We start from the raw sequence: 26,809 nt of genomic DNA, 5'->3' as shown, positions 1-26,809 counted from the left end.
ACCCGGAATTGATATTTCCAGGCTCGGGTCATCTGTGGTTGAAATACGGTCAGGCAAATCGCTTCCCGACGGAGGAAAAATGAAAGTAGCTCTATGGCAACGATTAACGCGCTGGCTGGCTTTTTTATCTAACGGTGAAGCCGGGCAGCAGGATACCCAACGAATGATGGAGGCAATATTGCCGGTCGCCAGCCTTTACGGCGTGGATATCGGCAATGTTGAAACACGGTGGTTCCGTCATGATAAGACATACTGAGCGACGCTGGACGCGTGAAGCCTACTGGAACGAGGTGTGCTTTGTGTAGCGCGAGGCTGCTGGAGGTTGCGGCGAGCGGGATGCCATGCCGCAGCCTCCAGCGGCTTTAAATCTGTGCCATCCCCAGCGGCCTTACCTTGCCATGCAGCGCCGGGTTATCGCTCTCATCCTTAAGACGCACGCCGGTCAAACGACGTAAAAAAGCCTGCTCCAGCAGCCACGCCAGCTTAAAGGCGGCGGCATCATAGCTCAGCCCCTCCGGGCGAATATTCGAAATACAGTTACGCTCCGACTCCAGCCGTTGACGATGCGGTTGCCAGGTGAGATAGACGCCAAGGCTATCCGGTGAAGAGAGCCCCGGCCGCTCGCCGATTAATATCGCCACCGCCCTGGCCTTCAGCGTTTCGCCAATATCATCCCCCAGCGCCACCCGGGACTGATGAGCAAGCACGATCGGCGCAAGGCTTATGCCCAGCGTGTGTAGATAGGGCAGCAGCGCGCGGATCAGCGGCAGAGCCTGACGATGCACGGCATACGAGGAGAGCCCGTCGCCAATTACCAGCAGCAGATCCGCCGGGCGCACGCCGCTGGCGGCGAGATCGGCGCGGCTGGCCTCATCCAGTCGGCGCCCGAGATCCGGACGGTTAAGGTAAATATGCCGATCGCCGGCGGCGCTGCGTACCGTGAGCGAGGAGAGCCCCATTTCCGCCAGCCCCGGTGCCAGCTGTTCGCTGTCAAACGGCCGGTGAATAGCGTCCCGGGCTCTGGCATGAGCCAGACCAAAATTGAGCACTTCGCGCGTGGGCAGGCTGGCGCCGCTGCGCCCCAGCGCAATGCGCGCATCGGTAAATTCACGCAGCGGGTTCCAGGCGTCGGGGGGATTCATACCGGTTCTCCTTGCGGCAGGACGGACAGCAGCGGATGGCGGGCATCGGTCAGACGCAGGGTGCCATCCGGGTCGATAATGCGCATTTTCGTCAGCCAGGCGGCAAACTCCGGGGCGTGTTTCAGGCCGAGTAAGCGACGAGCGTACAGCGCATCGTGAAAGGAGGTGCTCTGATAGTTGAGCATAATATCGTCCGCGCCCGGCACACCGATTAAGAACGTCAGCCCGGCGGTACACAGCAGGGTCAGCAGAGTATCCATATCATCCTGATCCGCTTCGGCGTGGTTGGTATAGCAGACGTCGCAGCCGATCGGCAGCCCCATCAGCTTGCCGCAGAAGTGATCCTCCAGACCGGCGCGGATGATCTGCTTACCGTCGTAGAGATATTCCGGGCCGATAAAACCGACCACCGTATTGACCAGCAGCGGATCAAAATGGCGGGCAACGGCATAGGCGCGCGCTTCGCAGGTCTGCTGATCGACGCCGTGATGCGCATTGGCGGAGAGGGCGCTTCCCTGGCCGGTTTCGAAATACATCACGTTGTTGCCGAGGGTGCCGCGATTCAGGCTTAGCGCCGCCTCACGCGCCTCCTGCAGTAAGGCCAGATTAATACCAAAACCGCTGTTGGCCGCCTCGGTTCCCGCCACCGACTGGAACACCAGATCGACCGGCGCGCCGCGCTCAATCAGCTGCAGGGTGTTGGTGACGTGGGTCAGAATGCAGGACTGAGTGGGGATGGCGAAGCGCTGAATAATATCGTCGAGCATCTGGTTGAGCTGCGCCAGCACCGGCAGGCTGTCGCTTGCCGGGTTAATGCCGATCACCGCATCGCCCGCGCCGTACAGCAGGCCGTCAAGCATGCTGGCGGCGATGCCCTTCATGTCATCCGTCGGGTGATTGGGCTGCAGGCGGACGCTAAGATGACCCGGCAGCCCGATCGTATTGCGAAAACGGGTAATGACCTGGCACTTGCTGGCGGCGAGGATCAGATCCTGATTGCGCATCAGTTTGCTGACTGCCGCCGCCATTTCCGGCGTTATCGCCCGCGCGACCCGTTGCAGGGTGGCGGTATCGGTCGCGTCATCCAGCAACCAGTCGCGAAAATCCCCGACCGTCAGGTGGCGAATAGCGGCGAATCCACCGCTATCGTGGGTGTCGATAATCAGCCGGGTGACCTCATCCTGTTCATATGGGATCGGGGGATTGGCCAGAATCTCGGTCAGCGGGACCTCCGCCAGCGCGATTTTTGCCGCCATTCGCTCTTCGGCGCTTTCGGCGATCACGCCCGCCAGCGCATCGCCGGAGCGCGCCGGAGAGGCCTTCGCCATTAACGTCTTCAGACTATCAAAGCGCCAGACCTGGCCCGATAGCGTTGTTTTATACATGCCGCCTCCTCAGGAGACAATGCGCAGCTGTGGATCCGCCGGCGCACGCTCGCGGGAGGACGCGGTTTTGCGAAACCACAGATAGCCTCCCAGCATCATCGCCGCGAAAATCAGCGCCAGCAGCGGGTTATACCAGACCATCGCCACCAGACAGAGTACCGCCATCGCCAGGGCGAACGCCGGTGCCCACGGGTAGAGCGGCGCGCGGAACGGACGAATCAAATTTGGCTCGCTGCGGCGCAGCTTAAACAGCGCCGCCATCGAGGTGATATACATAACAATAGCGCCAAATACCGACATGGTGACGATACAGGCGGTCAGAGGCATCCCGCTGATGGTAATCAGCGAGTCGGAGAAAATCGCGGCCACGCCAACCACGCCGCCGGCGAGGATTGCCAGATGCGGCGTGCGGGTTCGACGGTTGAGAGTGGCAAGACCGGCAGGGAGATAGCCCGCCCGCGCCAGCGAGTAGATCTGCCGGGAATAGCCCATGATGATGCCGTGAAACGAAGCCACCAGACCGAACAGACCCAGCCACACCAGCATATGCAGCCAGCCGCTGCTGGTGCCGACCACCATTTTCATCGCCTGCGGCAGCGGGTCGTTGATGTTGGCCAGGGTGCGCCAGTCGCCAACGCCGCCGGCAAACACCATCACGCCAAGGGCCAGCACGGTGAGGGTCAGGATCCCGCCCCCAGCGCGCGTGGGATGGTACGCTGCGGATCTTTTGCCTCTTCGGCCGCCATCGATGCGCCTTCAATGGCCAGAAAGAACCAGATAGCAAAGGGAATCGCGGCAAACATTCCCGGCAGCGCCAGGCCGCTGAAACTCTCTGCGCCTGCCCAGCCGTTGGCGGTAAAGTGGCTCCATGAGAAGCCCGGCGCCACCACGCCCATAAACACCAGCAGTTCGAAAATCGCCAGCAGGGTGACGATCAGCTCAAAGGTGGCGGCAATACCGACGCCGAGAATATTGAGGGTCATAAAGACCACGTAGGCGCCGCAGGCGACCCATTTAGGGTCCAGCGCCGGGAACTGGACGTTAAGATAGGCGCCGATCGCCATGGCAATCGCCGGCGGGGCAAAGACAAACTCAATCAGGGTGGCGAAACCGGCAATAAAACCGCCGGTCGGGCCGAATGCGCGGTAGGCGTAAGCGAAGGGGCCGCCCGCGTGCGGAATGGCGGTGGTCAGCTCGGTAAAGCTAAAGATAAAGGCGCAGTACATGGCGGCAATCGCCAGCGCCACAATCATAAAGCCCAAGGTCCCGGCCTGCGACCAGCCGTAGCTCCAGCCAAAATATTCGCCTGAGATGACCAGCCCGACGGCGATCCCCCATAAACGGAAACTGCCGAGCGTTCTTTTTAATGTCGTGGTGTGCCCTGTCATATTCGCTGCCTCGCCAGATGAAGATGAGCAGGACGCTGCAAAGAGGATGCCAGAACAGGGCTGGCGTCTGCGCTTCACCCGGCGGCACAAGATGAACAAAAATGGGGCAAAAGACGGGGCAATCGCGCGACGGGATGGTGCAGCACGCTTTGCATTTTAGCCATCGTCAGGGTATAACAGACCCTCTTTGGATGTTTAGATGTCCATACGTTTAGAAGGTAATATGCAAACAACACAACAAGAAGGTGGGCAGTTAAAGCGCACCATGAAGACGCGTCATCTGATTATGCTGTCGCTGGGTGGCGTCATTGGCACAGGGTTATTCTTTAATACCGGGTATATCATCTCCACGACCGGCGCGGCGGGTACGCTGCTGGCCTATCTGATCGGCGCGCTGGTGGTCTGGCTGGTGATGCAGTGTCTGGGCGAGCTGTCGGTGGCGATGCCGGAAACCGGCGCTTTTCACGTCTATGCCGCACGCTATCTCGGTCCGGCGACCGGTTATACCGTGGCGTGGCTCTACTGGCTGACCTGGACGGTGGCGCTGGGCTCAAGTTTCACCGCCGCCGGGTTTTGCATGCAGTACTGGTTTCCGCAGGTGCCGGTGTGGATCTGGTGCGTCCTGTTTTGCGCGCTGATCTTTGGCCTTAACGTCATCTCCACACGCTTCTTCGCCGAAGGTGAATTCTGGTTTTCGCTGGTGAAAGTCGTCACCATCATTGCCTTTATTATTCTTGGCGGCGCCGCCATTTTTGGCTTTATTCCTATGCAGGATGGTTCACCGGCGCCGGGTCTGCACAACATCACCGCCGAAGGCTGGTTCCCCCACGGTGGATTGCCGATTCTGATGACCATGGTGGCAGTGAATTTCGCCTTCTCCGGTACTGAGCTTATCGGGATTGCCGCCGGCGAGACGCAAAACCCGCATCAGGTCATCCCGGTCGCTATCCGCACGACCATCGCGCGGCTGATTATCTTTTTTATCGGCACCGTTTTTGTGCTGGCGGCGCTGATCCCGATGCAGCAGGCGGGGGTGGAAAAAAGCCCGTTTGTGCTGGTGTTCGAGAAGGTGGGTATCCCCTATGCGGCGGACATTTTTAACTTTGTGATCCTCACGGCCATTCTCTCGGCGGCCAACTCCGGGCTGTATGCTTCCGGGCGGATGCTGTGGTCGCTGGCGAATGAAAAGACGCTGCCGGCCTGTTTTGCCAAAGTCAACAAGAACGGCGTGCCGCTGATCGCCCTGTCGGTCAGTATGCTGGGCGGCGTACTGGCGCTGTTTTCCAGCGTGGTGGCGCCGGATACGGTCTTTGTTGCGCTGTCGGCTATCTCCGGCTTTGCGGTGGTGGCGGTCTGGCTAAGCATCTGCGCATCGCACTTTATGTTCCGCCGCCGCCACCTCCAGCAGGGGAAAGCGCTGAGCGAACTGCACTATCGCGCCCCGTGGTACCCGCTGGTGCCGGTGCTGGGCTTTATTTTGTGTCTGGTGGCCTGCATTGGTCTCGCCTTTGACCCCAGCCAGAGAATTGCGCTGTGGTGCGGGATTCCGTTCGTCGCCCTGTGTTATGGTGCGTACTACCTGACTCGTTCACGGGCATTGACCCAGGAGCCTCAACATGTCGCAGAATAATCCGTTAACCGCCATCCTGGACGCACAGCCCTTTATTTTGCTGGACGGCGCGATGGCGACGGAGCTGGAAGCGCGCGGCTGCAATCTTGCCGACAGCCTGTGGTCGGCGAAAGTGCTGGTCGACAACCCGGAACTTATCCGCGAAGTCCATCTGGATTACTTTCGCGCCGGTGCGCAGGTGGCGATTACCGCCAGCTATCAGGCTACTCCGGCGGGGTTTGCCGCCCGCGGGCTGGATGAAGCGCAGTCGAAGGCGCTGATCGGTAAAAGCGTTGAACTGGCGCGCAAGGCACGGGAAGCGTATCTGGCGGAGAACCCGCAGGCGGGCACGCTGCTGGTTGCCGGTTCAGTCGGGCCGTACGGCGCGTTCCTGGCGGACGGTTCGGAGTATCGTGGCGATTATGTCCGTAGCCACGAAGAGTTTCAGGCGTTCCACCGTCCGCGGGTGGAAGCGCTGCTCGACGCCGGGGCCGATCTGCTGGCCTGTGAAACCATGCCCGGCTTTGCCGAGATTAAGGCGCTGGCTGAGCTGTTGAGTACCTATCCTCGTGCGCGGGCGTGGTTCTCGTTTACCCTGCGCGATGCGCAGCATCTCAGCGACGGGACGCCGCTGCGGGAAGTGATTTCCATACTGGCAAACTACCCGCAGATTGTGGCGCTGGGCATTAACTGTATTGCGCTGGAAGAGACCACCGCGGCGCTGGAGCATCTGCATAGCCTGACGGCGCTGCCGCTGGTGGTCTACCCCAACTCCGGCGAGCATTATGACCCGGTGAGCAAAACCTGGCATCACCACGGCGAAGCGTGTGAAACGCTGGCGGGATATTTACCTCGATGGCTGGCCGCAGGGGCGAAACTGATTGGCGGCTGCTGCCGGACGACGCCGAAGGATATTGCTGAGCTGAACGCGCAGCGCTGAGTGGGCGCCGGGTGGCGCTGCGCTTACCCGGCCTACAAGGTATCCGAACTCCCATGCGCAGATGGCGCTGCGCTTACCCGGTCTACAAGGTATCCGAACTCCCATGCGCAGGTGGCGCTTTGCTTACCCGACCGGCAAGGTATCCGAACCGTAGGCCGGGTAAGGCGTAAGCCGCCACCCGGCATCCGTCACGCCGCATCGGCCAGCACAAACATCCGGTCCGGGTGGATTCCGGGGTCATCCGGTATCCGAACTCCCATGCGCAGGCGGCGCTGCGCTTACCCGACCGGCAAGGTATCCGAACCGTAGGCCGGGTAAGGCGTAAGCCGCCACCCGGCATCCGTTACGCCGCATCGGCCAGCACAAACATCCCGTACGGGTGGATTCCGGGGTCATCCGGTTGCAGGACCCCATGCGCAGGCAGCGCTGCGCTTACCCGACCGGCAAGGTATCCGAACCGTAGGCCGGGTAAGGCGTAAGTCGCCACCCGGCATCCGTCACGCCGCATCGGCCAGCACAAACATCCGGTCCGGGTGGATTCCGAGGTCATCCGGTTGCAGAACCCCATGCGCAGGCGGCGCTGCGCTTACCCGACCGGCAAGGTATCCGAACCGTAGGCCGGGTAAGGCGTAAGCCGCCACCCGGCATCCGTTACGCCGCATCGGCCAGCACAAACATCCGGTCCGGGTGGATTCTGGGGTCATCCGGTTGCAGGACCCCATGCGCAGGCGGCGCTGCGCTTACCCGACCGGCAAGGTATCCGAACCGTAAGCCGCCACCCGGCATCCGTTACGCCGCATCGGCCAGCACAAACATCCCGTACGGGTGGATTTCGAGGTAATACTGCTCGCCGACATCCGGCTGCAGCCGCGTCGCGTTCACCTGCAGCAAAATTTCCTGCCCGTGCCACTCCACCGTCACCTCATACTGCGGTCCCATATAGGCCACGTGGCGGATGGTGCAGCGCTGGCTCTCCTCGCCGCGATCGCTCAGGGTAATCGCCTCCGGACGTACGCCGACGCTGCCTTCGCCCTGGGCGGCAAAATGCAGCGGTCTCGGCAGCCGATAGCCATAAATATCGACAAAATCCTCGCTGAAGGCGGCCGGGAACAGGTTGGCGTCGCCCATAAAGCTCGCCATAAAGCGCGACGCGGGCTGGCGGTAAAGATCCTGCGGCGAGCCGATCTGCATGATATGACCTTTATTCATCACCAGCACGGTATCGGAAACCGCAAAGGCTTCGCTCTGATCGTGGGTTACGTACAGCGAGGTGATATCAAACTGTTTTTGCAGTTCGCGGATCTTATCGCGCATGCTGCGCCTGAGGTTGGCGTCGAGGTTACTCAACGGCTCATCAAATAGCAGCACCTTCGGCTTGAGGATCAGGGCGCGCGCCAGCGCCACGCGCTGCTGCTGACCGCCGGAGATCTGATCGACATAGCGGTCTTCGAATCCTTCCAGATCCACCATCGCCAGCGCCTCTTTCACCCGCGCTTTCACGTCGCTGCGCGACACGCCAAGCATCTTCAGACCGTAGCCGACGTTATCCCCCAGCGACATGTGCGGGAACAGGGCATAAGACTGAAACACCATGCAGATGTCGCGTTGCTGAATCGAGCGATGGGTAACGTCCTCACCATCAATGAAAATCTGTCCTTCGCTCGGTTTTTCCAGCCCGGCCACCAGGCGCAGAATAGTCGTCTTACCGCAGCCGGAAGGGCCGAGCAGCGTCACCATTTGCCCCTGCGGAATGGTGAGATTGATAGTGTCGATAACCATGTTGCTGCCGAATCGCTTGGTGACGTTGCGCAGCTCAACAAAATTTTTCTGACTCATAGTGCGCTCCATTACGCCTGGTTTTTGGCTTTTGAACGGGAGATACGCGCTTCCCCGATCAGCCAGTCAAAGATGAAAATAATCGCCAGCATCACCACGATCAGAATCGAACCGTAGGCGATCGCCACGCCGTATTCGCCGTCTTCCACGCGGTTCAGAATGTAGGCCGTCGCCACGCGGGTATCCGGCGTCACGAGGAACACAATGGCGCTGACGGTAGTAATGGCGCGCACAAAGCTGTAGATCAGCGCCGACAAAATAGCCGGGCGCAGCAGCGGCAGCAGAATGTGCGTAATGGTGCGCAGGCTTCCGGCGCGTAGGCTGAGCGAGGCTTCATCCAGCGATTTATCGATCTGGCCTAAGCCGGCAATGCCCGCCCGAATGCCCACCGGCACGTTACGCATCACCATTGAGATAATCACAATCGCCGCCGTTCCGGTGAGGTACACCGGCGCGCTGTTAAAGGCGAGAATATAGGAGACGCCCGCCACGGTGCCCGGTACCGCGAAGCACAGCATGGTGGTGAACTCGATGGTCTTTTTGCCCTTAAACTGCTGGCGCACCACGACCCAGGCGATCAACAGGCCGAAGGCGGCGGTGATCGGCGCGGCGATCCCGGCGTAGAGCAGGGTGTCGAGTAGCGAAGGCCACGCCCCGTCGCTCATGCCCTGACCGAACAACTTGATAAAATTATCCAGCGTCAGGGTGTAGTCCACGCCCCAGTTGACGGTGAAGCTGCCGTAGAAAATGCTGCCGTAGAGCAGGGCGTTGAAGGCTACCCACACCGCCAGAATGGCGATCACGCTCCACACCAGGGTCACCGGCAGCGGCTGCACGTCGCCGCGATAGGACTTACCGGAGACCGTGACGTAGGAGCGCTTGCCGATCCACATATACTGAATACAGAACACCAGCAGGGAGAACAGCAGCAGGAACGCGCCCAGCGTGCTAGCCGCCTGATAATCGAGCTGTGAACCGGTGATGTAGAAGTAGATCTGCGTTGCCAGCACGTCGAAGTTGCCGCCGAGCACCAGCGGGTTGCTGAAGTCGGCCAGCGACTGGACGATGACGATCAAAAACGCATTCGCCAGCGCCGGTTTCAGCAGCGGGACGAAGACGCCGTTAAAGGTCTGCCAGCGGCTGGCGCGCAGGGTGTACGACGCCTCCTCCAGCGACGGATGGATAGTCTTAATCGCGCCGTCGAGGATCATAAACGCCATTGGGGTGAAGGCCAGCACCTGCGCTAACCAGATACCGGTAAACCCGTACAGCCAGTTGGTGTTGGTTAAGCCGAACCACTCCACCATAAACTCGGTGACATAGCCGGAACGGCCCATCATCAGGGTTACGCCGAGGCCGACGACGAACGGCGGGGTGACGATGGGCAGAATCGAGAAGATGCGGCCAATAACGGCGCTGCGTCTGGCGATGCGGGTGGTGTAAATCGCCAGTACCAGCCCGAAGAAGGTACAGCCGATGCCTACCGCAATCGACAGGGCGATGGAGTTGAGGATCACCTGGACAATATGCGCCTGCGACAGCACGGCCATAAACGCCAGCGGCGCGAACTCGCCGGTGTCGTTGGTGAACATCGGGATAAAAATGGCGATGCTCGGCCAGACGATAAAGACGCCAATTAACGCGACGATGGTGACCAGCGAACCAATCACAAAGCGGTCGCCGCCCAGCCATTCAAGGCGGGTGAGCGCCAGTGTCATGATAGCGCCCAGCGCGACAAACAGCACGATGGTGGCGTAGCCTAACCCACGACCTTCAACGGTGGCGCTGATGACGATAAACGCCATACATAACAGCGCCCAGCCCGCGTCGAGGTAGTGGCGGCCGCGCTGCTCCCGCGCCGCTTCCTGCCATGGACGAATCAGCAGCAGGCTCGGCAACAGATACCACAGCCAGCTGATATTGAACTGTGACCAGCCGTAGGCCGCGACGATTTCATCGCGCGTGGACTCCAGCAGACCGTAATCCAGGCTCCAGCTTGGCAGCAGGGCGAACGCCAGCCAGCCAAACAAAACCCAAAGGAATATCGCATCCCGTTTTTTCACGGGATGGAGTGCAAGTGTGTGTGACATAGCGGTTCCGGTGTTGAGGAAGGTATTGGCCGGGCAGGGCGAAGCCGCCGCCCGGCATTAACCGCAAGAGTGGGCTTATTTACCCATCTTCACTTCGCTGACCCATTTATTGATCAGCGCTTTACGCACGTCGGTTGAGCCGTATTTATCCATGTCGTAGTTGATAAGTTTCAGGTCGTCGAGCTTCAGCGAGTTCGGCGAGGTTTCGGCGGTGGTGTTGGTCAGGATCTGATAAGACTTGCCTTTTTTCCACGCCAGCTCCTGGGCATCTTTCGACAACACCCAGTCGACAAACAGCCTGGCGTTGTCGAGGTTGCGCGCGCCCTTCAGAATACTGACGCCGCCAATTTCATAGCCGGTGCCTTCGCAGGGAGAGATCAGCTCCAGCGGTGCGCCCTGTTCTTTTTCCAGCGAGTAGTCGTGCAGGAAGCCGATGCCGATGGCCGTTTCACCACGGGCGGCGTTACGCGCCGGGGCGATACCGGATTTGGTGTACTGAGAGACGTTGGCGTTGAGCTGTTTCAGGTAATCAAAGGCCTGATCTTCTCCCCACAGCTGGGCGAAGGTCGCCAGCGCGGTATAGGCGGTGCCGGAGCTTTGCGGGTCGGCGATCTGGATTTCGCCTTTGTATTCCGCTTTGGTCAGATCCTTCCAGCATTTTGGCACCGGCAGATTTTTCTCTTTCAGGCGCTGGGTATTCACGCCGAAGCCGAGGATGCCGACGTACACCGCCGAAGAGTAGTTGCCTTTCAGCTTCGCCGGATCGCGGAACTGCTCCATCACCTGCGTAAGATTCGGCGACTGATAGGGTTGCAGCAGACCCATTTCACCGGCCTGGGACTGCGGATCGAGGGTGCCGCCGTACCAGACATCGGCCTGCGGGTTTTTCTTCTCGGCATCGACCTTCGCCAGCGTGCTACCGGAACCGTTGCGGATAAACGAGGTTTTCACATCATATTTGTCGCCGAAGGCTTTAGTTTCGGCTTCACACATTTCGTTGGTGGCGCTGCAGTAGACCACCAGTCGACCTTTGGCGTGCGCCGCGCCGCTTAGCGTCGCCAGCGCAATGCCGGAAGCAATCAGGGTAGTGACCAGCGTTTTTTTCATTATTTTATCCTTTGAGCAGCAGAGGTAGTAATGCTCGCCATCAGCAGCGGCATCAGCAATAAACCCATCAGTACCGCGGCGACCGAGAGCAAACTGAACATGCCCGGCCAGCCGTAGCGTTCAATGACCAGCGACAGAGGCCAGCCCGCCAGCGCTGCCCCCAGATAGGCGAACAGGCCGAGAAAACCCGTAATCGAACCCGCCGCCGCTTTGTGTCCGCACTCCACCGCCGCGAGGCCAATCAACATTTGCGGGCCAAAGACGAAAAAGCCCACCGTAAAGAAACAGACCGCCAGCAGCGCGTAGTGATGCACCGGGGCCAGCCAGAGGGCGGCGACGGAGACCATCAGCCCCAGCGTGAAAAGCAAAATCATCGGCGCCCGCTGGCCGCTGAACAGCAGATCCGAGCCCCAACCGGCGAACAGTGCGCCAAGCAGCCCGCCCGCTTCAAACAACATGACCGTGGCATTGGCGCTGAGCAAATTGACGCCGTGGCTCTCCGTCAGCCAGATGTTGCCCCAGTCGTTGAGCGCAATGCGGATCAGGTAGACCAGCACGTAAGAGACGCCCAGCAGCCAGATCATGGAGTTCTTCAGCATCGTGGTCCGCAACATCTGCCATAGCCCCATCGGCGGGCTTTGCTGCTCCTGCCGCAGTTCCAGCGGATCCTGGCGCCAGGCGCCCACTGACGGCAGTCCCTCTTCCTGAGGCGTCCCTTTCAGCTGCAGCGTTAACCCGATCCCCAATGCCATGCTGATAATCCCCGGTGTCAGCATCGCCGCCTGCCAGCCCCACCAGTGGGCGGCAAAGGCGCTAATCAGGGGGATAATCGCCCCACCGATATTGATCGACATATTCCAGCACCCCCACCAGAAACCGCGTTCGTTGCGCGAATACCAGTGGGTCAGCAGGCGGGCGCAGGGGGGCCATCCCCAGCCCTGGAAAAATCCGTTCAGCGACCAGACCGCCAGCAGCAGCATCATCGACTCGCCAAAGGCGAACACCACGTTCAGCAGGCCGGTAGCGAACAGGCCAACGCCCATAAACCAGCGCTGCCCGTGGCTGTCGTGCCACAGCCCGGCGGTAAACTTCGACACGCCGTAGGCCAGATAAAACAGCGACCCCAGCAGGCCGATATCGCCTTTATCCAGCCCCAGATCCGTTTGCAGCGCCGGCAGTACGTAGTTGACGCTTTTACGCGTCAGGTAAAACGCGGCATAGCCGATCACCATGTACATCAGCAGCTGTGGACGCAGCGTCCGGTAATGTTGATTGATGTCGGTTGCTGAGCGTGCGTGCATAGCCGTCTCCGTTTTGCTGACTATAAGAAAGTGAATTCGAAAGGGGATGAGAGAAAGTCCGCAGTGGCTAAGACTTTTTCCTGGTTAGCAGGCTGTTTGTTGCAAAGTTGTGGGCAGGTTAACAATTACCCGCGTCCCGCGCTGCGATTCCAGCGTCAGCTCGCCGCCCAGGGCGCTGACCCGCTCGCGCATGCCCTGGATACCGAATCCGGCAATTTTGTCTGGGCTGATACCGACGCCGTTATCCTTCACTTCGAGGCGCAGCCGCGTCCCCTGCTGAAACAGGGCAATGGCGACCTCGCTGGCGTCGGCGTGTTTACAGACGTTATTGAGCAACTCCTGCAGCAACCGATAGAGGGTGAAACGCACCGTTTCGCTCTCCGGGGTGGCGGTAAGCTGGTAGTCAAAATGGCAGCGGATACCGCGCTCGGCAAAGGCAAACTCATTGAGCAGATGGTGCAGCGCCTCTTTAAACGACAGTTCGTCGAGCGCCGGGGGACGCAACTGGCGCAGCAGCTGGCGGGTGGAGTGGTGAATACGCCGGGCGAGCTCGTTAATCTGGCTGGCGGCGGCCTGGCTCTGCGCCGGATCGCGCGCCCGTTTTACCAGCTGCGACTGGATCTGAATGGCGGTGATGTTCTGGCCTATTTCGTCATGCAGTTCGCGCGCCAGGTTTTTGCGGGTGTCCTCTTCGGTGTGGATCAGCTTTTCGGTCAGCGCCCGTCGCGCCGCCAGCTCCGTTTCCAGCCGCTGGCGGTAGTGGTGCAGGTTTTGCGCCAGATGCTGCTGACGGCTGATGGCAATGCCCAGCCCGATGCCGAGCAGCGCCTGAGTCGCCAGAAAAATTTCCAGCTCCACCAGATTACTGAATCCGACGCCAACCTGGCGGGCGATAGTGATCATCATGCTGCCCAGCAGGCCAGAGAGGACGCCGCCCTGCCAGCCGAACTTCCACGCCATCACCACGTTTGGCAAAAACACCACAATTAACAGCAGGCGCTCGATTTCCGGCGACAGCACCATCTGGGTGCCGATGCCGATGATAAAGAACAGACTGCACCAGATGATTAACGAAGTGCGCAACGGCGGGTTGTTGGTATCCAGCCCCAGCAGGTGGTAGCGGTGTTGCTGGCGCAGGAATTCAAAAATCAGATAGACAAACGGCGTCAGCAGCACGCCGCCGGTAAACGAGGCCAGGCCGAGCATCATCGCCGGGCTTTTGACAAACGACGAGAGCAGGGCGGTGTTGAGTAATGCGCTGGCGGTCACCGTGGCCAGCAGCAGCGTCAGCCGCTGCCAGTAGAGAGGAAAACGATGCCAGAACTGTTGAGCGAGAGCGGCAGGGAGCAGGCTAATCAACGGCGCGGCCAGCAGAATATAACCGTTCAGCAGCTGTTCGCTGCGCAGCCAGAGCAGCATCAGCAGAGGGGGGATCACTAGCGCGGGCCAGTAGCGACGCGAAAGCAGGATCAGCAGCGCCAGATAGACGCCGTGCGGCAGGAACAGCGCCGCCTGCTGGCCGTTATGGGTCAGATAAAACCCGAGCGTCCACAGCATCAGCCAGCCGGTTCCCCAGGCCAGCACAATGAACAGCGAAATGACCCCGTGGCGAAGGCTGCGCGACATTAATGCCCTGCCAGCAGCTGGTGGTCGAGCGCGAAGTGCACCAGTTCGATGGTGCTTTGGCAGTGCAATTTGCCCAGCACGTTGGCGCGATGGACATGCACCGTTTTGTGGCTGAGATCGAGCTTGAAGGCAATTTCTTTTACGCTATCGCCTTTGACCAGTAAATCAAACACTTCACGTTCACGCGGGGTGAGTCCCTCCAGCACCCTCGCCGGTTGTTCACCGCCGCGCAGCGCCCGCAGCGCATCGGCGCACAGGTAGTGTCCGCCCATGCCGACAGAACGGACCGCCTGCACTAACTCTTCCGGGCCGCAACGCTTGGTCAGATAGCCGCTGGCGCCCGCATCGAGTGCGCTCTGTACAAAAGTCGGGGTGTCATAAATGCTGAGAATAATGGCGCGAAACTGCGGTTTTTGCGCGCGCAGGCGCTTGAGCAGACTCAGACCGTTTTCATCCGGCATGGCGATATCCATGACCGCCACGTTGACGTCGTCGCGTAATAACGCCGGCCAGGCTTCCGCCGCGCTGCTGAACTGGCCAACGATGTCGAGATCCTCTTCGAGACTGAGTAGCTGCGCAAAACCGGAGCGCACCACCACATGGTCATCGACCAGCACAACACGAATCATATTCATACTCTCATAGCGAATCATGGTTGTATGATGCCTGCCGCCGCTGCGCTGGCAATCTCCGGGGTGCGGATATGTAACGAATGTAACGAAATCTTAATACACGTCATCCTTCAAGCTGCCGCTTTGTGGGCTGTAGATTACTCGGCCCGCCCCTTACGAGGCCGCTGCGAGCAGCGTTCAAATCCGCTCCCGCAGATTTGTCAGAAACCCCGGTCACATCGTTATCTATGCTCCAGGGATTGTATGAGAGTCATCCCAGCTTCTCTTCGGGGGCAGCCTGCGGCTGTACAAATTCGTTCCCGACGGATTTGTCGTTCCCTTGCCGCCTCGACGCATCTTGAATGGTTTTGTGTATAAGCATTGCCGCTTTTTTTCTAAAAACACTTTGTTCTTAGCAAGAATTTTTAATTACTTCATCAAATGCATCGCGGCGGAAATACTGCACCCATAACAACTATGGGAAGCAGACACTATGGCACTATCATCGCGTATTACACTCATTGCCGCACTGGCACTGGCCGCATTCCAGGCGCAGGCGGTCAACGTCACCGTCGCGTATCAGACTTCCGCTGAGCCGGCGAAAGTCGCCCAGGCGGATAACACCTTTGCCAAAGCGAGCGGCGCAACCGTTGACTGGCGCAAATTCGATAGTGGCTCGAGCATCGTGCGGGCGCTGGCATCCGGCGATGTGCAAATCGGCAACCTCGGTTCCAGCCCGCTGGCGGTCGCCGCCACGCAACAGGTGCCGATTGAAGTGTTCCTGCTGGCGTCAAAGCTCGGAAACTCTGAAGCGCTGGTGGTGAAAAAGAGCATCAGCAAACCGCAAGACCTGATCGGTAAACGCATTGCGGTACCGTTTATCTCCACAACCCATTACAGCCTGCTGTCGGCGCTCAAACACTGGGGCATTAAGCCGGGTCAGGTGCAGATTATCAACCTGCAGCCGCCGGCGATTATTGCCGCCTGGCAGCGCGGAGACATTGACGGCGCCTATGTCTGGGCCCCGGCGGTGAACGAACTGGAAAAAGAGGGCAAAGTGCTGACCGACTCATCCCAGGTGGGAGAGTGGGGCGCGCCGACGCTGGATGTCTGGGTGGTACGCAAAGATTTTGCCGAGAAACACCCTGAGATTGTGAAAGCTTTTGCGAAAAGCGCGATCGATGCCCAGCAACCGTACATTGCCAATCCGGATGCGTGGCTGAAGCAGCCGGATAATATCAGCAAGCTGTCGCGCCTGAGCGGCGTGCCGGATGCCGATGTGCCGGGGCTGGTAAAAGGCAATACCTATCTCACCGCCGCGCAGCAGGCCCAGGAGCTGAATGGTCCGGTGAATCAAGCGATCGTCGACACCGCGAAGTTCCTCAAAGAGCAGGGCAAAGTCCCGACGGCCGGCACCGACTACAGCCAGTACGTCACCGACCGTTTTGTGAAGTAAAGGAGGCCACGATGCTGCAAATCTCGCATCTTTCCGCCGACTACGGCGGTAAACCGGCGCTGGCGGATATCAACCTGACGCTGGACAGCGGCGAATTGCTGGTGGTCCTCGGACCCTCCGGCTGCGGTAAAACCACGCTGCTGAACCTGATTGCCGGATTCGTGCCTTATCAGCACGGCAGCATCACCCTCGAAGGCCAGCGGGTAGAAGGGCCGGGCGCCGAGCGCGGCGTGGTGTTTCAGCATGAAGGGTTGCTGCCCTGGCGCAACGTACAGGATAACGTCGCGCTGGGACTCCAGCTGGCGGGCGTGGACAAAGCTGCTCGCCGGGAAACCGCGGTGCGGATGCTGAAGAAAGTGGGCCTCGAAGGAGCGGAAAAGCGCTTTATCTGGCAGCTCTCCGGCGGCCAGCGCCAGCGGGTCGGCATTGCCAGAGCGCTGGCGGCAAACCCGCAGCTGCTGTTGCTGGATGAGCCGTTTGGTGCGCTGGATGCCTTCACCCGCGAGCAGATGCAAACCCTGCTGCTTAGCCTGTGGCACGAGACCGGCAAACAGGTACTGCTGATTACGCATGACATTGAAGAGGCTGTATTTATGGCCACCGAACTGGTGCTGCTGTCGCCGGGGCCGGGCCGGGTGCTGGAGCGGCTGCCGCTGAATTTTGGTCGCCGCTTTATCGCCGGCGAATCCTGCCGCAGCATTAAATCTGACCCGCAGTTTATCGCACAGCGTGAATATGTCCTGAGCCGGGTATTTGAACAACGGGAGGCCTTCTCATGAGCGTGGTGATTAATGACAAACCCCAGCCGCGGACGCTGAAGTGGCGCTGGCCGCTCTCCCGCCAGCTGACGCTGAGTTTCGCCACGCTGGCGGTGCTGCTGGCGATCTGGTGGGGCGTGACCGCCCTGCAGCTGATTAGCCCGCTGTTTCTTCCGCCGCCGCAGCAGGTATTACAGAAACTGATCGTCATTGCCGGCCCGCAGGGCTTTATGGATGCCACGCTCTGGCAACATCTGGCGGCGAGCCTGACACGGATCGCGGTCGCCCTGGTTGCGGCGACGATCCTTGGCGTGCCGGTCGGGATCGCCATGGGCCTGAGCCCGACGATCCGCGGGATTCTCGATCCGCTGATCGAACTGTATCGACCGGTGCCGCCGCTGGCCTGGCTGCCGCTGGTGATCATTTGGTTCGGCATTGGCGAAACGCCAAAAATATTACTGATTTATCTCGCGATTTTTGCGCCAGTGGTGATGTCGACGCTGGCGGGGGTGAAAAGCGCCCAGCAGGTACGGATTCGCGCCGCGCAATCTTTAGGCGCCAGCCGGGCGCAGGTGCTGTGGCTGGTGATTTTGCCCGGCGCATTACCGGAAATTCTCACCGGCCTGCGTATCGGGCTCGGGGTGGGCTGGTCAACGCTGGTGGCCGCCGAACTGATTGCCGCCACCCGCGGATTAGGTTTTATGGTGCAGTCCGCCGGTGAGTTTCTCGCCACCGATGTGGTGCTGGCCGGGATCGCGGTGATTGCGATCATCGCCTTTTTACTGGAACTGGGGCTGCGCGCGTTGCAGCGTCGCCTGACGCCCTGGCATGGAGAAGTACAATGAGCGAACGTTTAAGCATTACCCCGCTGGGGCCATATATTGGCGCGCAGGTTTCCGGCGTCGACATTACCCGCCCGCTGAGCGACAACCAGTTTGAGCAGCTGTATCACGCGGTATTGCGCCATCAGGTCGTGTTCCTTCGCGAGCAGAACATTACGCCCGAGCAGCAGCGGGATCTCGCCCTGCGCTTTGGCGACCTGCATATTCATCCGGTTTATCCCCATGCGCCGGGCGTTGATGAGATTATCGTTCTCGATACCCACGACGATAATCCGCCGGATAACGATAACTGGCACACCGATGTCACCTTTATTGCGACGCCGCCCGCCGGGGCGATCCTGGCGGCAAAAGAGCTGCCTTCAACCGGCGGCGATACTCTGTGGACCAGCGGCGTTGCGGCGTATGAGGCGCTCTCTGAGCCTGTGCGCCAGCTGCTAAGCGGCCTGCGGGCGGAGCATGATTTTCGTAAATCGTTCCAGGAGTATAAATACCGCAAAACCGAAGAGGAGCATCGGCGCTGGCTGGAGGCGGTTGCGAAAAACCCGCCGCTGCTGCACCCGGTGGTGCGCACCCACCCGGTGACCGGCAAACAGGCGCTGTTTGTCAATGAGGGGTTCACCACCCGCATTGTCGACGTGACGGAAAAAGAGAGCGAGGCGCTGCTCAGCTTCCTGTTCGCCCACGTCACAAAGCCGGAGTTTCAGGTACGCTGGCGCTGGCAGCCGAACGACGTGGCGATTTGGGATAACCGCGTCACCCAGCACTACGCCAACGCCGATTACCTGCCGCAGCGGCGCATTATGCACCGGGCGACGATTCTCGGGGATAAGCCCTATTACCGGGCGGGGTAATTTCTGTCACCCGGCTAAGGCGCAACGCGCCGCAGGCCGGGAGATAACGCGCGATAAATGCGCGCCGATTTAGTGCTGATAGCGCGCCTCCGGGAAGAGGTCTTTATGCCGATTTTTGCCCGTCTAAATGCACCCCAATATAGCGCTGATAGCGGTTGGCCTTCAGATAGGTCAAATCTACCAGCACCAGACCATCCACGCAGTTGTTGAAATCCGGGTCGCTGCCGAAATCGATAAACTGCACGCCGCCAGGCTCGCAGACTTCCGAATACTGCTTATACAGCGGCGGGATCGCGCAGCCGAGGTTGCCGAGCAGGGATTTCAACCGCGCCAGGTCGTCGTTGTAATCTTCCCCGCCAAACTGCGCCAGCACATCCGGTAGGGAGGCAGGATAAGGGCGACGGGATTCCGCCAGCGGATGCGTCGCCGGGAACCACAGACGGTAGAATGCCACCAGCAGATCGCGAGCCGCGGGCGGCAGGCCGCCGGAAATGGAGACCGGGCCGAACAGATAGCGATAGTGCGGGTAGCGCGCCAGCCAGGCCCCGATGCCGCACCACAGATAATCCAGCCCGCGACGCCCCCAGTAGCGCGGCTGAATAAAGCTCCGACCCAGTTCAATCCCGTGGGTGAGGATATCCTCCATCCGCGCGTCGTAGTGAAACAGGCTGTAGCTATAGATCCCTTCCAGGCCGCGTTTTTCCAGCTGCATGGCGGTAGGCATAAAGCGATAGGCGCCGACGATTTCCAGGTCCTCTTCGTCCCACAGAATCAGGTGCAGGTAATCGTCATCATAGCTGTCAACGTCGCGGCGTTTGCCGCTGCCTTCGCCCACCGCGCGAAAGGCAATCTCGCGCAGGCGGCCCAGCTCGCGCAGCAGCGGCGCATCTTCCTTACCGTCGCGCTGCCACAGATAGATGATTTTGCCATCTGCCGTGCGCCCGAGGCACTCCGCCTGGCTGAGCTCGCGCTTAAGCAGGGCGCGATCCTCGGGACGGGCAATGGCGCTTTCTGTTTTAAATACCCCCGGCATCCCTTTGCCCAGCCGCTCAACGTGGCGATAGAAGCGATCCGCCAGTTCGCGCGGAGGCGTTTGCGCGCTGTACCACGAGGACCAGGCAATCTGTTGACCGATAGCGATCGGCAGGCTGCTGTTACGCCGGCGGAACATTTGCTGCATGAGTAGCAGCAGCGGCAGATTGTCGGAGAGCAGAGTGCTGGCGTAAAACAGCGCGCTGTTGTGCGCCCGGATCCATACCGGCAGCAGCGGGGCGCGGTACCTGGTCGCCAGTTTGATAAAGCCAGAGTGCCATTTTTTATCGCGGATCCCCCGGCGCGTCGGGCGTGAGACTTCTCCCGCAGGGAAAAAGATCAGCACGCCGCCGTTCTGCAGCTGGTTATCCATCTGTTGCAGCGCAGTTTTGGCGGTACGGCCGTTGATATTGTCAACGGGAATAAACAGCGAGCTCAGCGGTTCAAGATGGGTTAACAGGCGGTTAGTCACGACTTTGACATCGCGGCGCACGCGGGAAACGGCATAGAGTAACGCCAGGCCGTCAAGCGTGCCGGTGGGGTGGTTAGCGACGATCACCAGCGGACCGTGTTCAGGGATTTGTTCCAGATCGTGTGCCGGGATGGCGCAGCGGATATTGAGATGTTCGAGCACCTGTTCGACCGTATCAAGCCCTTTCAGGTGGCGATGGCGAGCGGCAAATTGTTGAAACTCTTCCTCATGGAGTAATTTTCTGAGTAGTTTTTTTTGCCAGGGGGCAGGCCTCGCCTGAGGCCACAGGTCGTCGAGTACATTGTCGAGACTAAACATAGCGCTTCCTCCTCCGTCCTGCCCAGACAGTAGAAGGTGCAGATGTCGCTCAGATTACAGTTGAGTGAAGATTTGGGACTGGCGCGAGTTCATTCCCCCGGGTTGCGGCTGGCGCCTGAACGGGGCTACCGGAGCAGGCCGTAGCCCCGGTAAGCGTAGGGCTACCGGGGGAATGACGGGAAATTAACGCAGGATTTTCTTTTCAGCCAGATCGAGGGCGAAGTAGCTGAAGATCAGATCGGCACCGGCGCGCTTAATGGCACCGAGGCTTTCCAGCACCACTTTTTCTTCGTCGATAGCGCCGGCCTGAGCGGCAAATTTGATCATCGCGTATTCGCCGCTCACCTGATAGGCGCCGAGGGGCAGATCGCTGCGTTCGCGGATATCGCGCAGAATATCAAGATAGGCGCCGGCCGGTTTGACCATCAGGCAATCTGCGCCCTGGGCTTCATCCAGCAGGGATTCGCGAATAGCTTCACGGCGGTTCATCGGGCTCATCTGGTAGGTTTTACGATCGCCTTTCAGCGCGGTACCGGCCGCTTCGCGGAACGGGCCATAGAATGAAGAGGCAAACTTGGTGGAGTAGGACATGATGGCCGTACGGGTAAAACCGGCGGCGTCCAGCGCCTGGCGAATCGCCTGCACCTGACCATCCATTGCCGCGGAGGGCGCGATAAAATCGGCGCCTGCCGCAGCGGCAACCACCGCCTGTTTGCCAAGGTTCACCAGGGTAGCGTCGTTGTCGACGCCGTGGTCGCACAATACGCCGCAGTGGCCGTGTGAAGTGTATTCACAGAAGCAGGTATCGGACATAACAATCATCTCCGGTACTGCGTCCTTACTGATGCGTGACATACGCGCCACCAGGCCGTTCTCATTCCAGGCATCGCTGCCGGTCGCGTCGGTATGGTGCGAAATACCGAAGGTCATCACCGAGCGGATACCTGCGTTGGCGATACGCTCGATTTCCCGCGCCAGGTATTTTTCCGGAATACGCATCACGCCAGGCATGGCTTCGATGGCTTTGTAATCGTCGATTTCTTCTTCAACAAAGATCGGCAACACCAGGTCATTCAAACTCAGTGTTGTCTCTTCAAACATGGCGCGCAGCGCAGCGGATTGACGCAAACGGCGGGGGCGAGTGATTAAATCTGTCATGGTTTGCCTGATTTTGTGAAATGAAAACAACAAGTCTAACCGAAATTCCGGTGAGATGTTTCGCCAAAGGAAGCATTAAGCCCACGTTACCCTGGAACCCATGCCGTGATGACGATCAGGACTCCGGGATCGGCGCCGGCTGTCCGCCGCTGAGTTCGCTGACCAGATCGTTAATACCGTTGCTCATATTGCTAAAGCGGGTCAGCGATGAGCGGGTGACCACCACAAAGGCACCGATATTTGCCTGCGGGTTCATGGCCATATAGGTAATGAATCCACCGCCGCCGCCGGTTTTTTGAATAATCCCCGGATGGCCATCTTTCGGTTTCATATAGACCCAGCCAAGACCCAGAGCGTCCGCTTTGCCCGGCACATCCATACCGATAACCCGTGTTAGCTGGCTACGTTGATAAATCAACGTCTGCATACGGTCAGCCTGCTGCCCGCGGGTATAGAAATCGGAGGAAAGGAACTGCTGCATCCAGCGCATCATATCGCCCGGCGTCGAGTAGACGCCGCCGCTGCCGATTGCCGCCAGCGTATTGTTGCACGGGCTGGCGCCTTTCTCGGCGACCATCAGGCGGCGGCACTGATCCGGTGAAGGGGTAAAGGTGGTGTCTTTCATACCCAGCGGCCGGGTGATTTGCTCTTCAAATAGCTGCGGATAGGGTTTTCCCGCTGCCGTAGAAAGGGCGTCTGCCAGCAGATCGAACGCGAGGTTAGAGTAAGCGGCCTGCGATCCCGGGGCCGCTTTCAGCGATGCTGTCGACAGCCACGACCAGCGATCCTGGCGCGTTGGCCAGACGAAGACCGGACGATGCGCCGCACCACCGGGCTGTTCGCGCGGCAGCGCGCTGGTGTGGGTCGCCAGGTTGACCAACGTAATCGGCGTGCCCTGATACGTCGGTACCCGGGCACCCGGCGGCGCGTATTTACTGAGCGGGTCGTTGAGCTTGACGACGCCCTGATCGAGCATTTTTACCAGCATCTCGCTGGTCATCAGTTTACTCAGCGAAGCAATGCGGATAACCGAATCCAGCTGCGGATGCTCATTGTTGCCCGGACGCGTTTCGCCAAAGCTACGAAACACGCGCTGGTTGCCATCAATAACAACCAGCGCCATGCCGGTGGCACCGCTACCGTAATAGATATGGTTGGCGTAACGATCGACCACATTGGCGGCAAATTCCGGGTCAACGATCGGTTGAGCTGCCTGGACCGATGTCCATGACGCCGCACACAGCGCAGCAAAAATAAGCAGACTACGTTTCAACTGGGGTATCCATAATGATAAGAAGAGATATAGGGCATATTTATACTACGAAGCGCGGCTGAACGAAGTGGAATAACGACAATATTTAGCAGAAAAACGTAACCGTGCGTAAAAAGGACTTTTTTATGCTTTCGGATATCCGCTTTCTCCGGTGGGCGCGTATGATGAGCGTTTGATGTATCGGGTGACGAGAGAGAAACATGGCGGCTCAACGAGTGGTGATGGTAGTAGATATGCAAAATGGCGTCTTTGCGACGCCGCGTATTGAGCGCGAACGCTGCGTCGCGCATATTAACCGTCTGATTCGCGCCGCGGATCGCGTGATTTTTATTCAGCATGCCGAGGACGGCGGTCTGGAAGAGGGGAGTGCAGGCTTTGCGCTGCTGGCGGATCTGGAACCCCCCGCAGACGCCCTCTATGTCACCAAAACCGCCTGCGATGCGTTCTATAAAACGCGTCTTGAGCAGGTACTGAGCGAGCATCAAATCCACCAGTTCGTGATTTGCGGCTGCGCGACCGATTACTGTGTCGATACCACCATCAAAAACGGCGCCAGCCGCGGCTATGCCATCACCGTGGCTGAGGATGCGCACACCACGGCGAACCGTCCGGCTGCGCAGGCCGTAACGCTGATTGACCACTACAACGACGTCTGGCGTACGCTAACCGTACCCGGCAATCCCGTACGCGTGAAATCCGTAGAAACAATTCTGGCCGAATGGCAGACGAACTAAGCTGCTGATATTTGGTCTCATCATCCGACCGCCCTCCCCAGGCTGCTACAGTGATGCGGCGGGCGTTTTCGTGGTACACAGCATAGCCAGAACGATAAAGAAGTTAGCAGGAGTAGATGATGTTTAAATCTTTTTTCCCCAAACCGGGGCCGTTTTTTCTTTCTGCCTTTGTCTGGTCGCTGCTTGCAGTGATCTTTTGGCAGGCGGGCGGTGGCGACTGGCTGCTGCGTTTGACCGGGGCATCACAAAATGTTGCCATCAGCGCTGCGCGATTCTGGTCGCTGAACTATCTGGTATTTTATGCCTACTACGTTTTCTGCGTGGGCATTTTTGCGCTGTTTTGGTTTACCTACAGCCCACACCGCTGGCAATACTGGTCGATTCTCGGCACCTCTTTGATCATCTTTGTAACCTGGTTTCTGGTGGAAGTTGGGGTCGCGATCAACGCCTGGTATGCGCCGTTCTACGATCTGATCCAGACCGCGCTGGCCACGCCGCATAAAGTCAGTATTAACCAGTTCTATCAGGAAATTGGCGTGTTCCTCGGCATTGCGGTGATCGCGGTGATAATTGGCGTGATGAACAACTTTTTCGTCAGCCACTACGTTTTCCGCTGGCGTACGGCGATGAACGAACACTATATGGCCCACTGGCATCACCTGCGCCACATCGAAGGTGCCGCTCAGCGTGTGCAGGAAGATACCATGCGCTTTGCCTCTACCCTTGAGGATATGGGCGTGAGCTTTATCAACGCCGTGATGACGCTGATTGCCTTCCTGCCGGTGCTGGTCACGCTGTCTGAACACGTGCCGGATCTGCCGATTGTAGGTCACCTGCCGTATGGCCTGGTGATTGCAGCGGTGGTGTGGTCACTGATGGGGACCGGCCTGCTGGCGGTCGTGGGGATCAAACTGCCGGGGCTGGAATTTAAAAACCAGCGCGTGGAAGCGGCGTATCGTAAAGAGCTGGTGTATGGCGAAGATGATGAATCCCGCGCCACGCCGCCGACAGTGCGCGAGCTGTTTAGCGCCGTTCGTCGCAACTATTTCCGCCTCTATTTCCACTACATGTATTTCAACATCGCCCGCATTCTTTATCTGCAGGTGGATAACGTTTTCGGTTTGTTCCTGCTGTTTCCGTCGATCGTTGCCGGTACGATTACGTTGGGCCTGATGACGCAGATTACCAACGTGTTCGGCCAGGTACGCGGCTCGTTCCAGTACCTGATTAGCTCGTGGACGACGCTGGTGGAACTGATGTCCATCTACAAACGTCTGCGTAGTTTTGAACGCGAACTGGATGGTAAAGAGCTGCAGCCTGTTACCCAGACGCTAAACTGATTACCGATCCCCACCCATAGCAGAGGCAGATTGAAGGATGATGCAAAGACAAGGAAAGTGCAGGGCAGCCGCGGTACCACGTCGAGTTTCCTGCGCCCTGACGCTGTTGGCTGGGGTTGTTCTGAGCGCCTGTACCAGCAACACGGCGCCGGTACTGAAAGAGGGCGAAAAGCCCGTTGACGTTGCCGCGGTGGTGCGGCAAAAAATGCCCGCCAGCGTGAAGGACAGGGATGAATGGGCGCAGGCGATTGCCAAAACCTTCGAAAGTCAGAAGCTGGCACCGACGGAAGAGAACGTCTGTTCGGTGCTGGCCGTCGCGCAGCAGGAGTCCAACTATCAATCCGATCCGGTGGTGCCGGGGCTGAGCAAAATCGCCTGGCAAGAGATAGACCGCCGGGCCGAGAAGATGCATATCCCGGTTTTCCTTGTGCACACGGCGCTGAAAATTCCGTCACCCAACGGCAAAAGCTACAGCGAGCGGCTGGATAACGTGAAAACGGAAAAGCAGCTTAGCGCCGTGTTTGACGATTTTATCGGCATGGTGCCTATGGGGCAGAAGTTATTCGGTTCACTTAACCCGGTGCATACCGGCGGACCAATGCAGGTGAGCATTGCGTTTGCCGAACAGCATACCGATGGCTACCCGTGGAAAATCAACGGCACCGTGCGCCAGGAAGTGTTCAGCCTGCGCGGCGGCCTGTGGTTTGGTACCCGGCACCTGCTCAACTATCCGGCGAACTACAGCGTGCCGCTGTACCGTTTTGCAGATTTTAACGCGGGCTGGTACGCCAGCCGCAATGCTGCGTTTCAGAATGCCGTCAGTAAAGCGAGCGGCGTGAAGCTGGCGCTGGACGGTGATTTAATTCGTTATGATAGCGATGATGCAGGGACGACGGAGCTGGCGGTACGCCGTTTAGCCGGGCAGCTGGCGATGAGCGATGATGACATCCACCGGCAGTTGAAAAAAGGCGACAGCCTGGCGTTTGAAAAAACCGAACTGTACCAACAGGTTTTCCGTCTGGCGGATAAGAAAGCAGGCAAAGCGCTGCCGCGGGAGATACTGCCGGGGATTCAGCTTGAGAGCCCTAAAATTACGCGCAATCTGACCACGGCCTGGTTTGCGAAACGCGTTGATGAGAGGCGGGCCAGCTGTATGGCGCGTCGCTAGCGATTATCGCTCCAGCGCAGGATAAGCCCCAGTACGCCGATCAACAGGCCGCCGAACAGGAAGGGGATCAGACCAAACAGGGTCCCCACCGCCAGCTCAATCTTAATTCGGGGCGAGCTGTTGTCCTGGATTTGCATCAGGTGCTCGAAAACGCCGGGGGCATGTACCAGCATACTTAACATCTGCGCGCCGGCCCAGAAACAGAACAGCACAAACAGGGCATAGGCAATATTGCTGCGGGTGATGGCACTTCTTTTTTTAGCGGCAATAAGTGATTTTGAAAAGGCGAACTCAGCCATCTTACCCTCCGAACTTGACTGACCTGCTGGTGTGCATCGCGGCATAACGATTATTCTGGCAGCGGGAAGGGGT

General features: G+C 59.1%; 22 protein-coding genes and 1 pseudogene. 10 read left to right on the top strand and 13 right to left on the bottom strand.

The genetic code is table 11. From position 1 onward, the window contains the following. The first annotated feature begins 79 nt into the window (after positions 1-79). Positions 80-256: a hypothetical protein gene (locus tag DSD31_RS26355; protein WP_015585065.1), complete on the top strand. Its 177-nt coding sequence runs from the start codon at positions 80-82 to the stop codon at positions 254-256. 106 nt (positions 257-362) lie between these two features. Here the strand turns inward: DSD31_RS26355 and eutC are convergent, their stop codons facing one another. From eutC to eat, 3 genes and pseudogenes are all read right to left on the bottom strand, one after another. Then, complete coding sequence (eutC, locus tag DSD31_RS20325) at positions 363-1,142, bottom strand: ethanolamine ammonia-lyase subunit EutC (protein ID WP_113991276.1); 780 nt, start codon at positions 1,140-1,142, stop codon at positions 363-365. After that, positions 1,139-2,527, bottom strand: coding sequence for an ethanolamine ammonia-lyase subunit EutB (locus tag DSD31_RS20320; protein WP_015585064.1), 1,389 nt, complete (start codon positions 2,525-2,527; stop codon positions 1,139-1,141). The genes eutC and DSD31_RS20320 overlap by 4 nt, the downstream gene beginning before the upstream one ends. Before the next feature lie 9 nt (positions 2,528-2,536). Then, positions 2,537-3,915: pseudogene (eat, locus tag DSD31_RS20315) on the bottom strand (ethanolamine permease). A 223-nt stretch (positions 3,916-4,138) separates the two neighbouring features. Between eat and mmuP the strand changes: the two are divergent. Both mmuP and mmuM read left to right on the top strand, forming a co-directional pair. Further along, positions 4,139-5,545: an S-methylmethionine permease gene (gene mmuP / locus DSD31_RS20310; RefSeq protein WP_004858407.1), complete on the top strand. Its 1,407-nt coding sequence runs from the start codon at positions 4,139-4,141 to the stop codon at positions 5,543-5,545. Next, the gene (gene mmuM / locus DSD31_RS20305) at positions 5,532-6,464 is read left to right on the top strand and encodes a homocysteine S-methyltransferase (RefSeq protein WP_004858411.1); all 933 of its coding nucleotides are present in this window, start codon (positions 5,532-5,534) and stop codon (positions 6,462-6,464) included. The genes mmuP and mmuM overlap by 14 nt, the downstream gene beginning before the upstream one ends. Positions 6,465-7,253: 789 nt before the next feature. Here mmuM and fbpC read toward each other — a convergent pair. From fbpC to DSD31_RS20275, 6 genes are all read right to left on the bottom strand, one after another. Next, positions 7,254-8,300 (bottom strand): ferric ABC transporter ATP-binding protein, encoded by a 1,047-nt coding sequence (gene fbpC, locus DSD31_RS20300; RefSeq protein ID WP_004858415.1) that lies wholly within the window; start codon positions 8,298-8,300, stop codon positions 7,254-7,256. An 11-nt stretch (positions 8,301-8,311) separates the two neighbouring features. Next, entirely contained in the window at positions 8,312-10,390 is a 2,079-nt protein-coding gene (locus DSD31_RS20295) for an ABC transporter permease (protein WP_048022710.1), read from the bottom strand. 75 nt (positions 10,391-10,465) lie between these two features. Continuing rightward, on the bottom strand, positions 10,466-11,497 hold the full coding sequence (locus DSD31_RS20290) for an ABC transporter substrate-binding protein (RefSeq protein WP_004858421.1): 1,032 nt from the start codon (positions 11,495-11,497) through the stop codon (positions 10,466-10,468). Further along, the gene (uhpC, locus tag DSD31_RS20285) at positions 11,497-12,798 is read right to left on the bottom strand and encodes an MFS transporter family glucose-6-phosphate receptor UhpC (RefSeq protein ID WP_113991275.1); all 1,302 of its coding nucleotides are present in this window, start codon (positions 12,796-12,798) and stop codon (positions 11,497-11,499) included. Before uhpC ends, DSD31_RS20290 begins: the two co-directional genes overlap by 1 nt. A gap of 84 nt (positions 12,799-12,882) precedes the next feature. Continuing rightward, on the bottom strand, positions 12,883-14,424 hold the full coding sequence (locus DSD31_RS20280; protein ID WP_004858426.1) for an MASE1 domain-containing sensor histidine kinase: 1,542 nt from the start codon (positions 14,422-14,424) through the stop codon (positions 12,883-12,885). Beyond that, complete coding sequence (locus tag DSD31_RS20275; protein ID WP_015585060.1) at positions 14,424-15,053, bottom strand: response regulator transcription factor; 630 nt, start codon at positions 15,051-15,053, stop codon at positions 14,424-14,426. The genes DSD31_RS20280 and DSD31_RS20275 overlap by 1 nt, the downstream gene beginning before the upstream one ends. Positions 15,054-15,528: 475 nt before the next feature. Between DSD31_RS20275 and tauA the strand changes: the two genes are divergently transcribed. Genes tauA through tauD form a run of 4 tightly spaced genes read left to right on the top strand, consistent with a single transcriptional unit; the run spans position 15,529 to position 18,942 of the window. Continuing rightward, the gene (gene tauA / locus DSD31_RS20270) at positions 15,529-16,491 is read left to right on the top strand and encodes a taurine ABC transporter substrate-binding protein (protein ID WP_004858433.1); all 963 of its coding nucleotides are present in this window, start codon (positions 15,529-15,531) and stop codon (positions 16,489-16,491) included. A gap of 11 nt (positions 16,492-16,502) precedes the next feature. After that, positions 16,503-17,270 carry a taurine ABC transporter ATP-binding subunit gene (gene tauB, locus DSD31_RS20265; RefSeq protein ID WP_004858436.1) on the top strand — a complete coding sequence of 256 codons (768 nt, stop codon included), beginning with the start codon at positions 16,503-16,505 and terminating at the stop codon, positions 17,268-17,270. Then, entirely contained in the window at positions 17,267-18,094 is an 828-nt protein-coding gene (tauC, locus tag DSD31_RS20260; RefSeq protein WP_004858438.1) for a taurine ABC transporter permease TauC, read from the top strand. Before tauB ends, tauC begins: the two co-directional genes overlap by 4 nt. After that, on the top strand, positions 18,091-18,942 hold the full coding sequence (gene tauD / locus DSD31_RS20255) for a taurine dioxygenase (RefSeq protein WP_064357461.1): 852 nt from the start codon (positions 18,091-18,093) through the stop codon (positions 18,940-18,942). Before tauC ends, tauD begins: the two co-directional genes overlap by 4 nt. Before the next feature lie 103 nt (positions 18,943-19,045). On the opposite strand, the gene olsF is transcribed toward tauD, so the two are convergent. The 3 genes from olsF to ampH all read right to left on the bottom strand — a co-directional run bounded on the left by olsF (position 19,046) and on the right by ampH (position 23,195). Then, the gene (gene olsF / locus DSD31_RS20250) at positions 19,046-20,764 is read right to left on the bottom strand and encodes a bifunctional ornithine lipid synthase OlsF (RefSeq protein WP_015585058.1); all 1,719 of its coding nucleotides are present in this window, start codon (positions 20,762-20,764) and stop codon (positions 19,046-19,048) included. A 183-nt stretch (positions 20,765-20,947) separates the two neighbouring features. After that, entirely contained in the window at positions 20,948-21,922 is a 975-nt protein-coding gene (gene hemB, locus DSD31_RS20245) for a porphobilinogen synthase (RefSeq protein WP_004858446.1), read from the bottom strand. 115 nt (positions 21,923-22,037) lie between these two features. Next, the gene (ampH, locus tag DSD31_RS20240; RefSeq protein WP_004858455.1) at positions 22,038-23,195 is read right to left on the bottom strand and encodes a D-alanyl-D-alanine-carboxypeptidase/endopeptidase AmpH; all 1,158 of its coding nucleotides are present in this window, start codon (positions 23,193-23,195) and stop codon (positions 22,038-22,040) included. A gap of 200 nt (positions 23,196-23,395) precedes the next feature. Between ampH and DSD31_RS20235 the strand changes: the two genes are divergently transcribed. From DSD31_RS20235 to DSD31_RS20225, 3 genes are all read left to right on the top strand, one after another. Next, positions 23,396-23,929, top strand: a complete 534-nt coding sequence (locus DSD31_RS20235) for an isochorismatase family protein (RefSeq protein ID WP_004858460.1) — start codon at positions 23,396-23,398, stop codon at positions 23,927-23,929. Positions 23,930-24,048: 119 nt separating this feature from the next. Then, complete coding sequence (sbmA, locus tag DSD31_RS20230) at positions 24,049-25,269, top strand: peptide antibiotic transporter SbmA (protein WP_004858462.1); 1,221 nt, start codon at positions 24,049-24,051, stop codon at positions 25,267-25,269. Between the two features lie 40 nt (positions 25,270-25,309). Further along, positions 25,310-26,437, top strand: coding sequence for a DUF1615 domain-containing protein (locus DSD31_RS20225; RefSeq protein ID WP_032724334.1), 1,128 nt, complete (start codon positions 25,310-25,312; stop codon positions 26,435-26,437). Here the strand turns inward: DSD31_RS20225 and DSD31_RS20220 are convergent. After that, complete coding sequence (locus tag DSD31_RS20220) at positions 26,434-26,736, bottom strand: DUF2755 family protein (protein WP_113991274.1); 303 nt, start codon at positions 26,734-26,736, stop codon at positions 26,434-26,436. The genes DSD31_RS20225 and DSD31_RS20220 overlap by 4 nt on opposite strands. Between the last annotated feature and the right edge of the window lie 73 nt (positions 26,737-26,809).

It is taken from the genome of Klebsiella sp. X13 (assembly GCF_003323835.1).
GTDB lineage: Bacteria > Pseudomonadota > Gammaproteobacteria > Enterobacterales > Enterobacteriaceae > Klebsiella > Klebsiella ornithinolytica.
The sequence above is the reverse complement of the archived record's forward strand: the minus strand, read 5'-3'. Positions and strand labels throughout refer to the sequence as shown.

Coding starts and splice junctions, on each gene's coding strand:
- DSD31_RS26355 (WP_015585065.1), top strand. CDS start 80: ATGAAAGTAGCTCTATGGCAACGATTAACGCGCTGGCTGGCTTTTTTA.
- eutC (WP_113991276.1), bottom strand. CDS start 1,142: ATGAATCCCCCCGACGCCTGGAACCCGCTGCGTGAATTTACCGATGCG.
- DSD31_RS20320 (WP_015585064.1), bottom strand. CDS start 2,527: ATGTATAAAACAACGCTATCGGGCCAGGTCTGGCGCTTTGATAGTCTG.
- mmuP (WP_004858407.1), top strand. CDS start 4,139: ATGCAAACAACACAACAAGAAGGTGGGCAGTTAAAGCGCACCATGAAG.
- mmuM (WP_004858411.1), top strand. CDS start 5,532: ATGTCGCAGAATAATCCGTTAACCGCCATCCTGGACGCACAGCCCTTT.
- fbpC (WP_004858415.1), bottom strand. CDS start 8,300: ATGAGTCAGAAAAATTTTGTTGAGCTGCGCAACGTCACCAAGCGATTC.
- DSD31_RS20295 (WP_048022710.1), bottom strand. CDS start 10,390: ATGTCACACACACTTGCACTCCATCCCGTGAAAAAACGGGATGCGATA.
- DSD31_RS20290 (WP_004858421.1), bottom strand. CDS start 11,497: ATGAAAAAAACGCTGGTCACTACCCTGATTGCTTCCGGCATTGCGCTG.
- uhpC (WP_113991275.1), bottom strand. CDS start 12,798: ATGCACGCACGCTCAGCAACCGACATCAATCAACATTACCGGACGCTG.
- DSD31_RS20280 (WP_004858426.1), bottom strand. CDS start 14,424: ATGTCGCGCAGCCTTCGCCACGGGGTCATTTCGCTGTTCATTGTGCTG.
- DSD31_RS20275 (WP_015585060.1), bottom strand. CDS start 15,053: ATGATTCGTGTTGTGCTGGTCGATGACCATGTGGTGGTGCGCTCCGGT.
- tauA (WP_004858433.1), top strand. CDS start 15,529: ATGGCACTATCATCGCGTATTACACTCATTGCCGCACTGGCACTGGCC.
- tauB (WP_004858436.1), top strand. CDS start 16,503: ATGCTGCAAATCTCGCATCTTTCCGCCGACTACGGCGGTAAACCGGCG.
- tauC (WP_004858438.1), top strand. CDS start 17,267: ATGAGCGTGGTGATTAATGACAAACCCCAGCCGCGGACGCTGAAGTGG.
- tauD (WP_064357461.1), top strand. CDS start 18,091: ATGAGCGAACGTTTAAGCATTACCCCGCTGGGGCCATATATTGGCGCG.
- olsF (WP_015585058.1), bottom strand. CDS start 20,764: ATGTTTAGTCTCGACAATGTACTCGACGACCTGTGGCCTCAGGCGAGG.
- hemB (WP_004858446.1), bottom strand. CDS start 21,922: ATGACAGATTTAATCACTCGCCCCCGCCGTTTGCGTCAATCCGCTGCG.
- DSD31_RS20235 (WP_004858460.1), top strand. CDS start 23,396: ATGGCGGCTCAACGAGTGGTGATGGTAGTAGATATGCAAAATGGCGTC.
- sbmA (WP_004858462.1), top strand. CDS start 24,049: ATGTTTAAATCTTTTTTCCCCAAACCGGGGCCGTTTTTTCTTTCTGCC.
- DSD31_RS20225 (WP_032724334.1), top strand. CDS start 25,310: ATGCAAAGACAAGGAAAGTGCAGGGCAGCCGCGGTACCACGTCGAGTT.
- DSD31_RS20220 (WP_113991274.1), bottom strand. CDS start 26,736: ATGGCTGAGTTCGCCTTTTCAAAATCACTTATTGCCGCTAAAAAAAGA.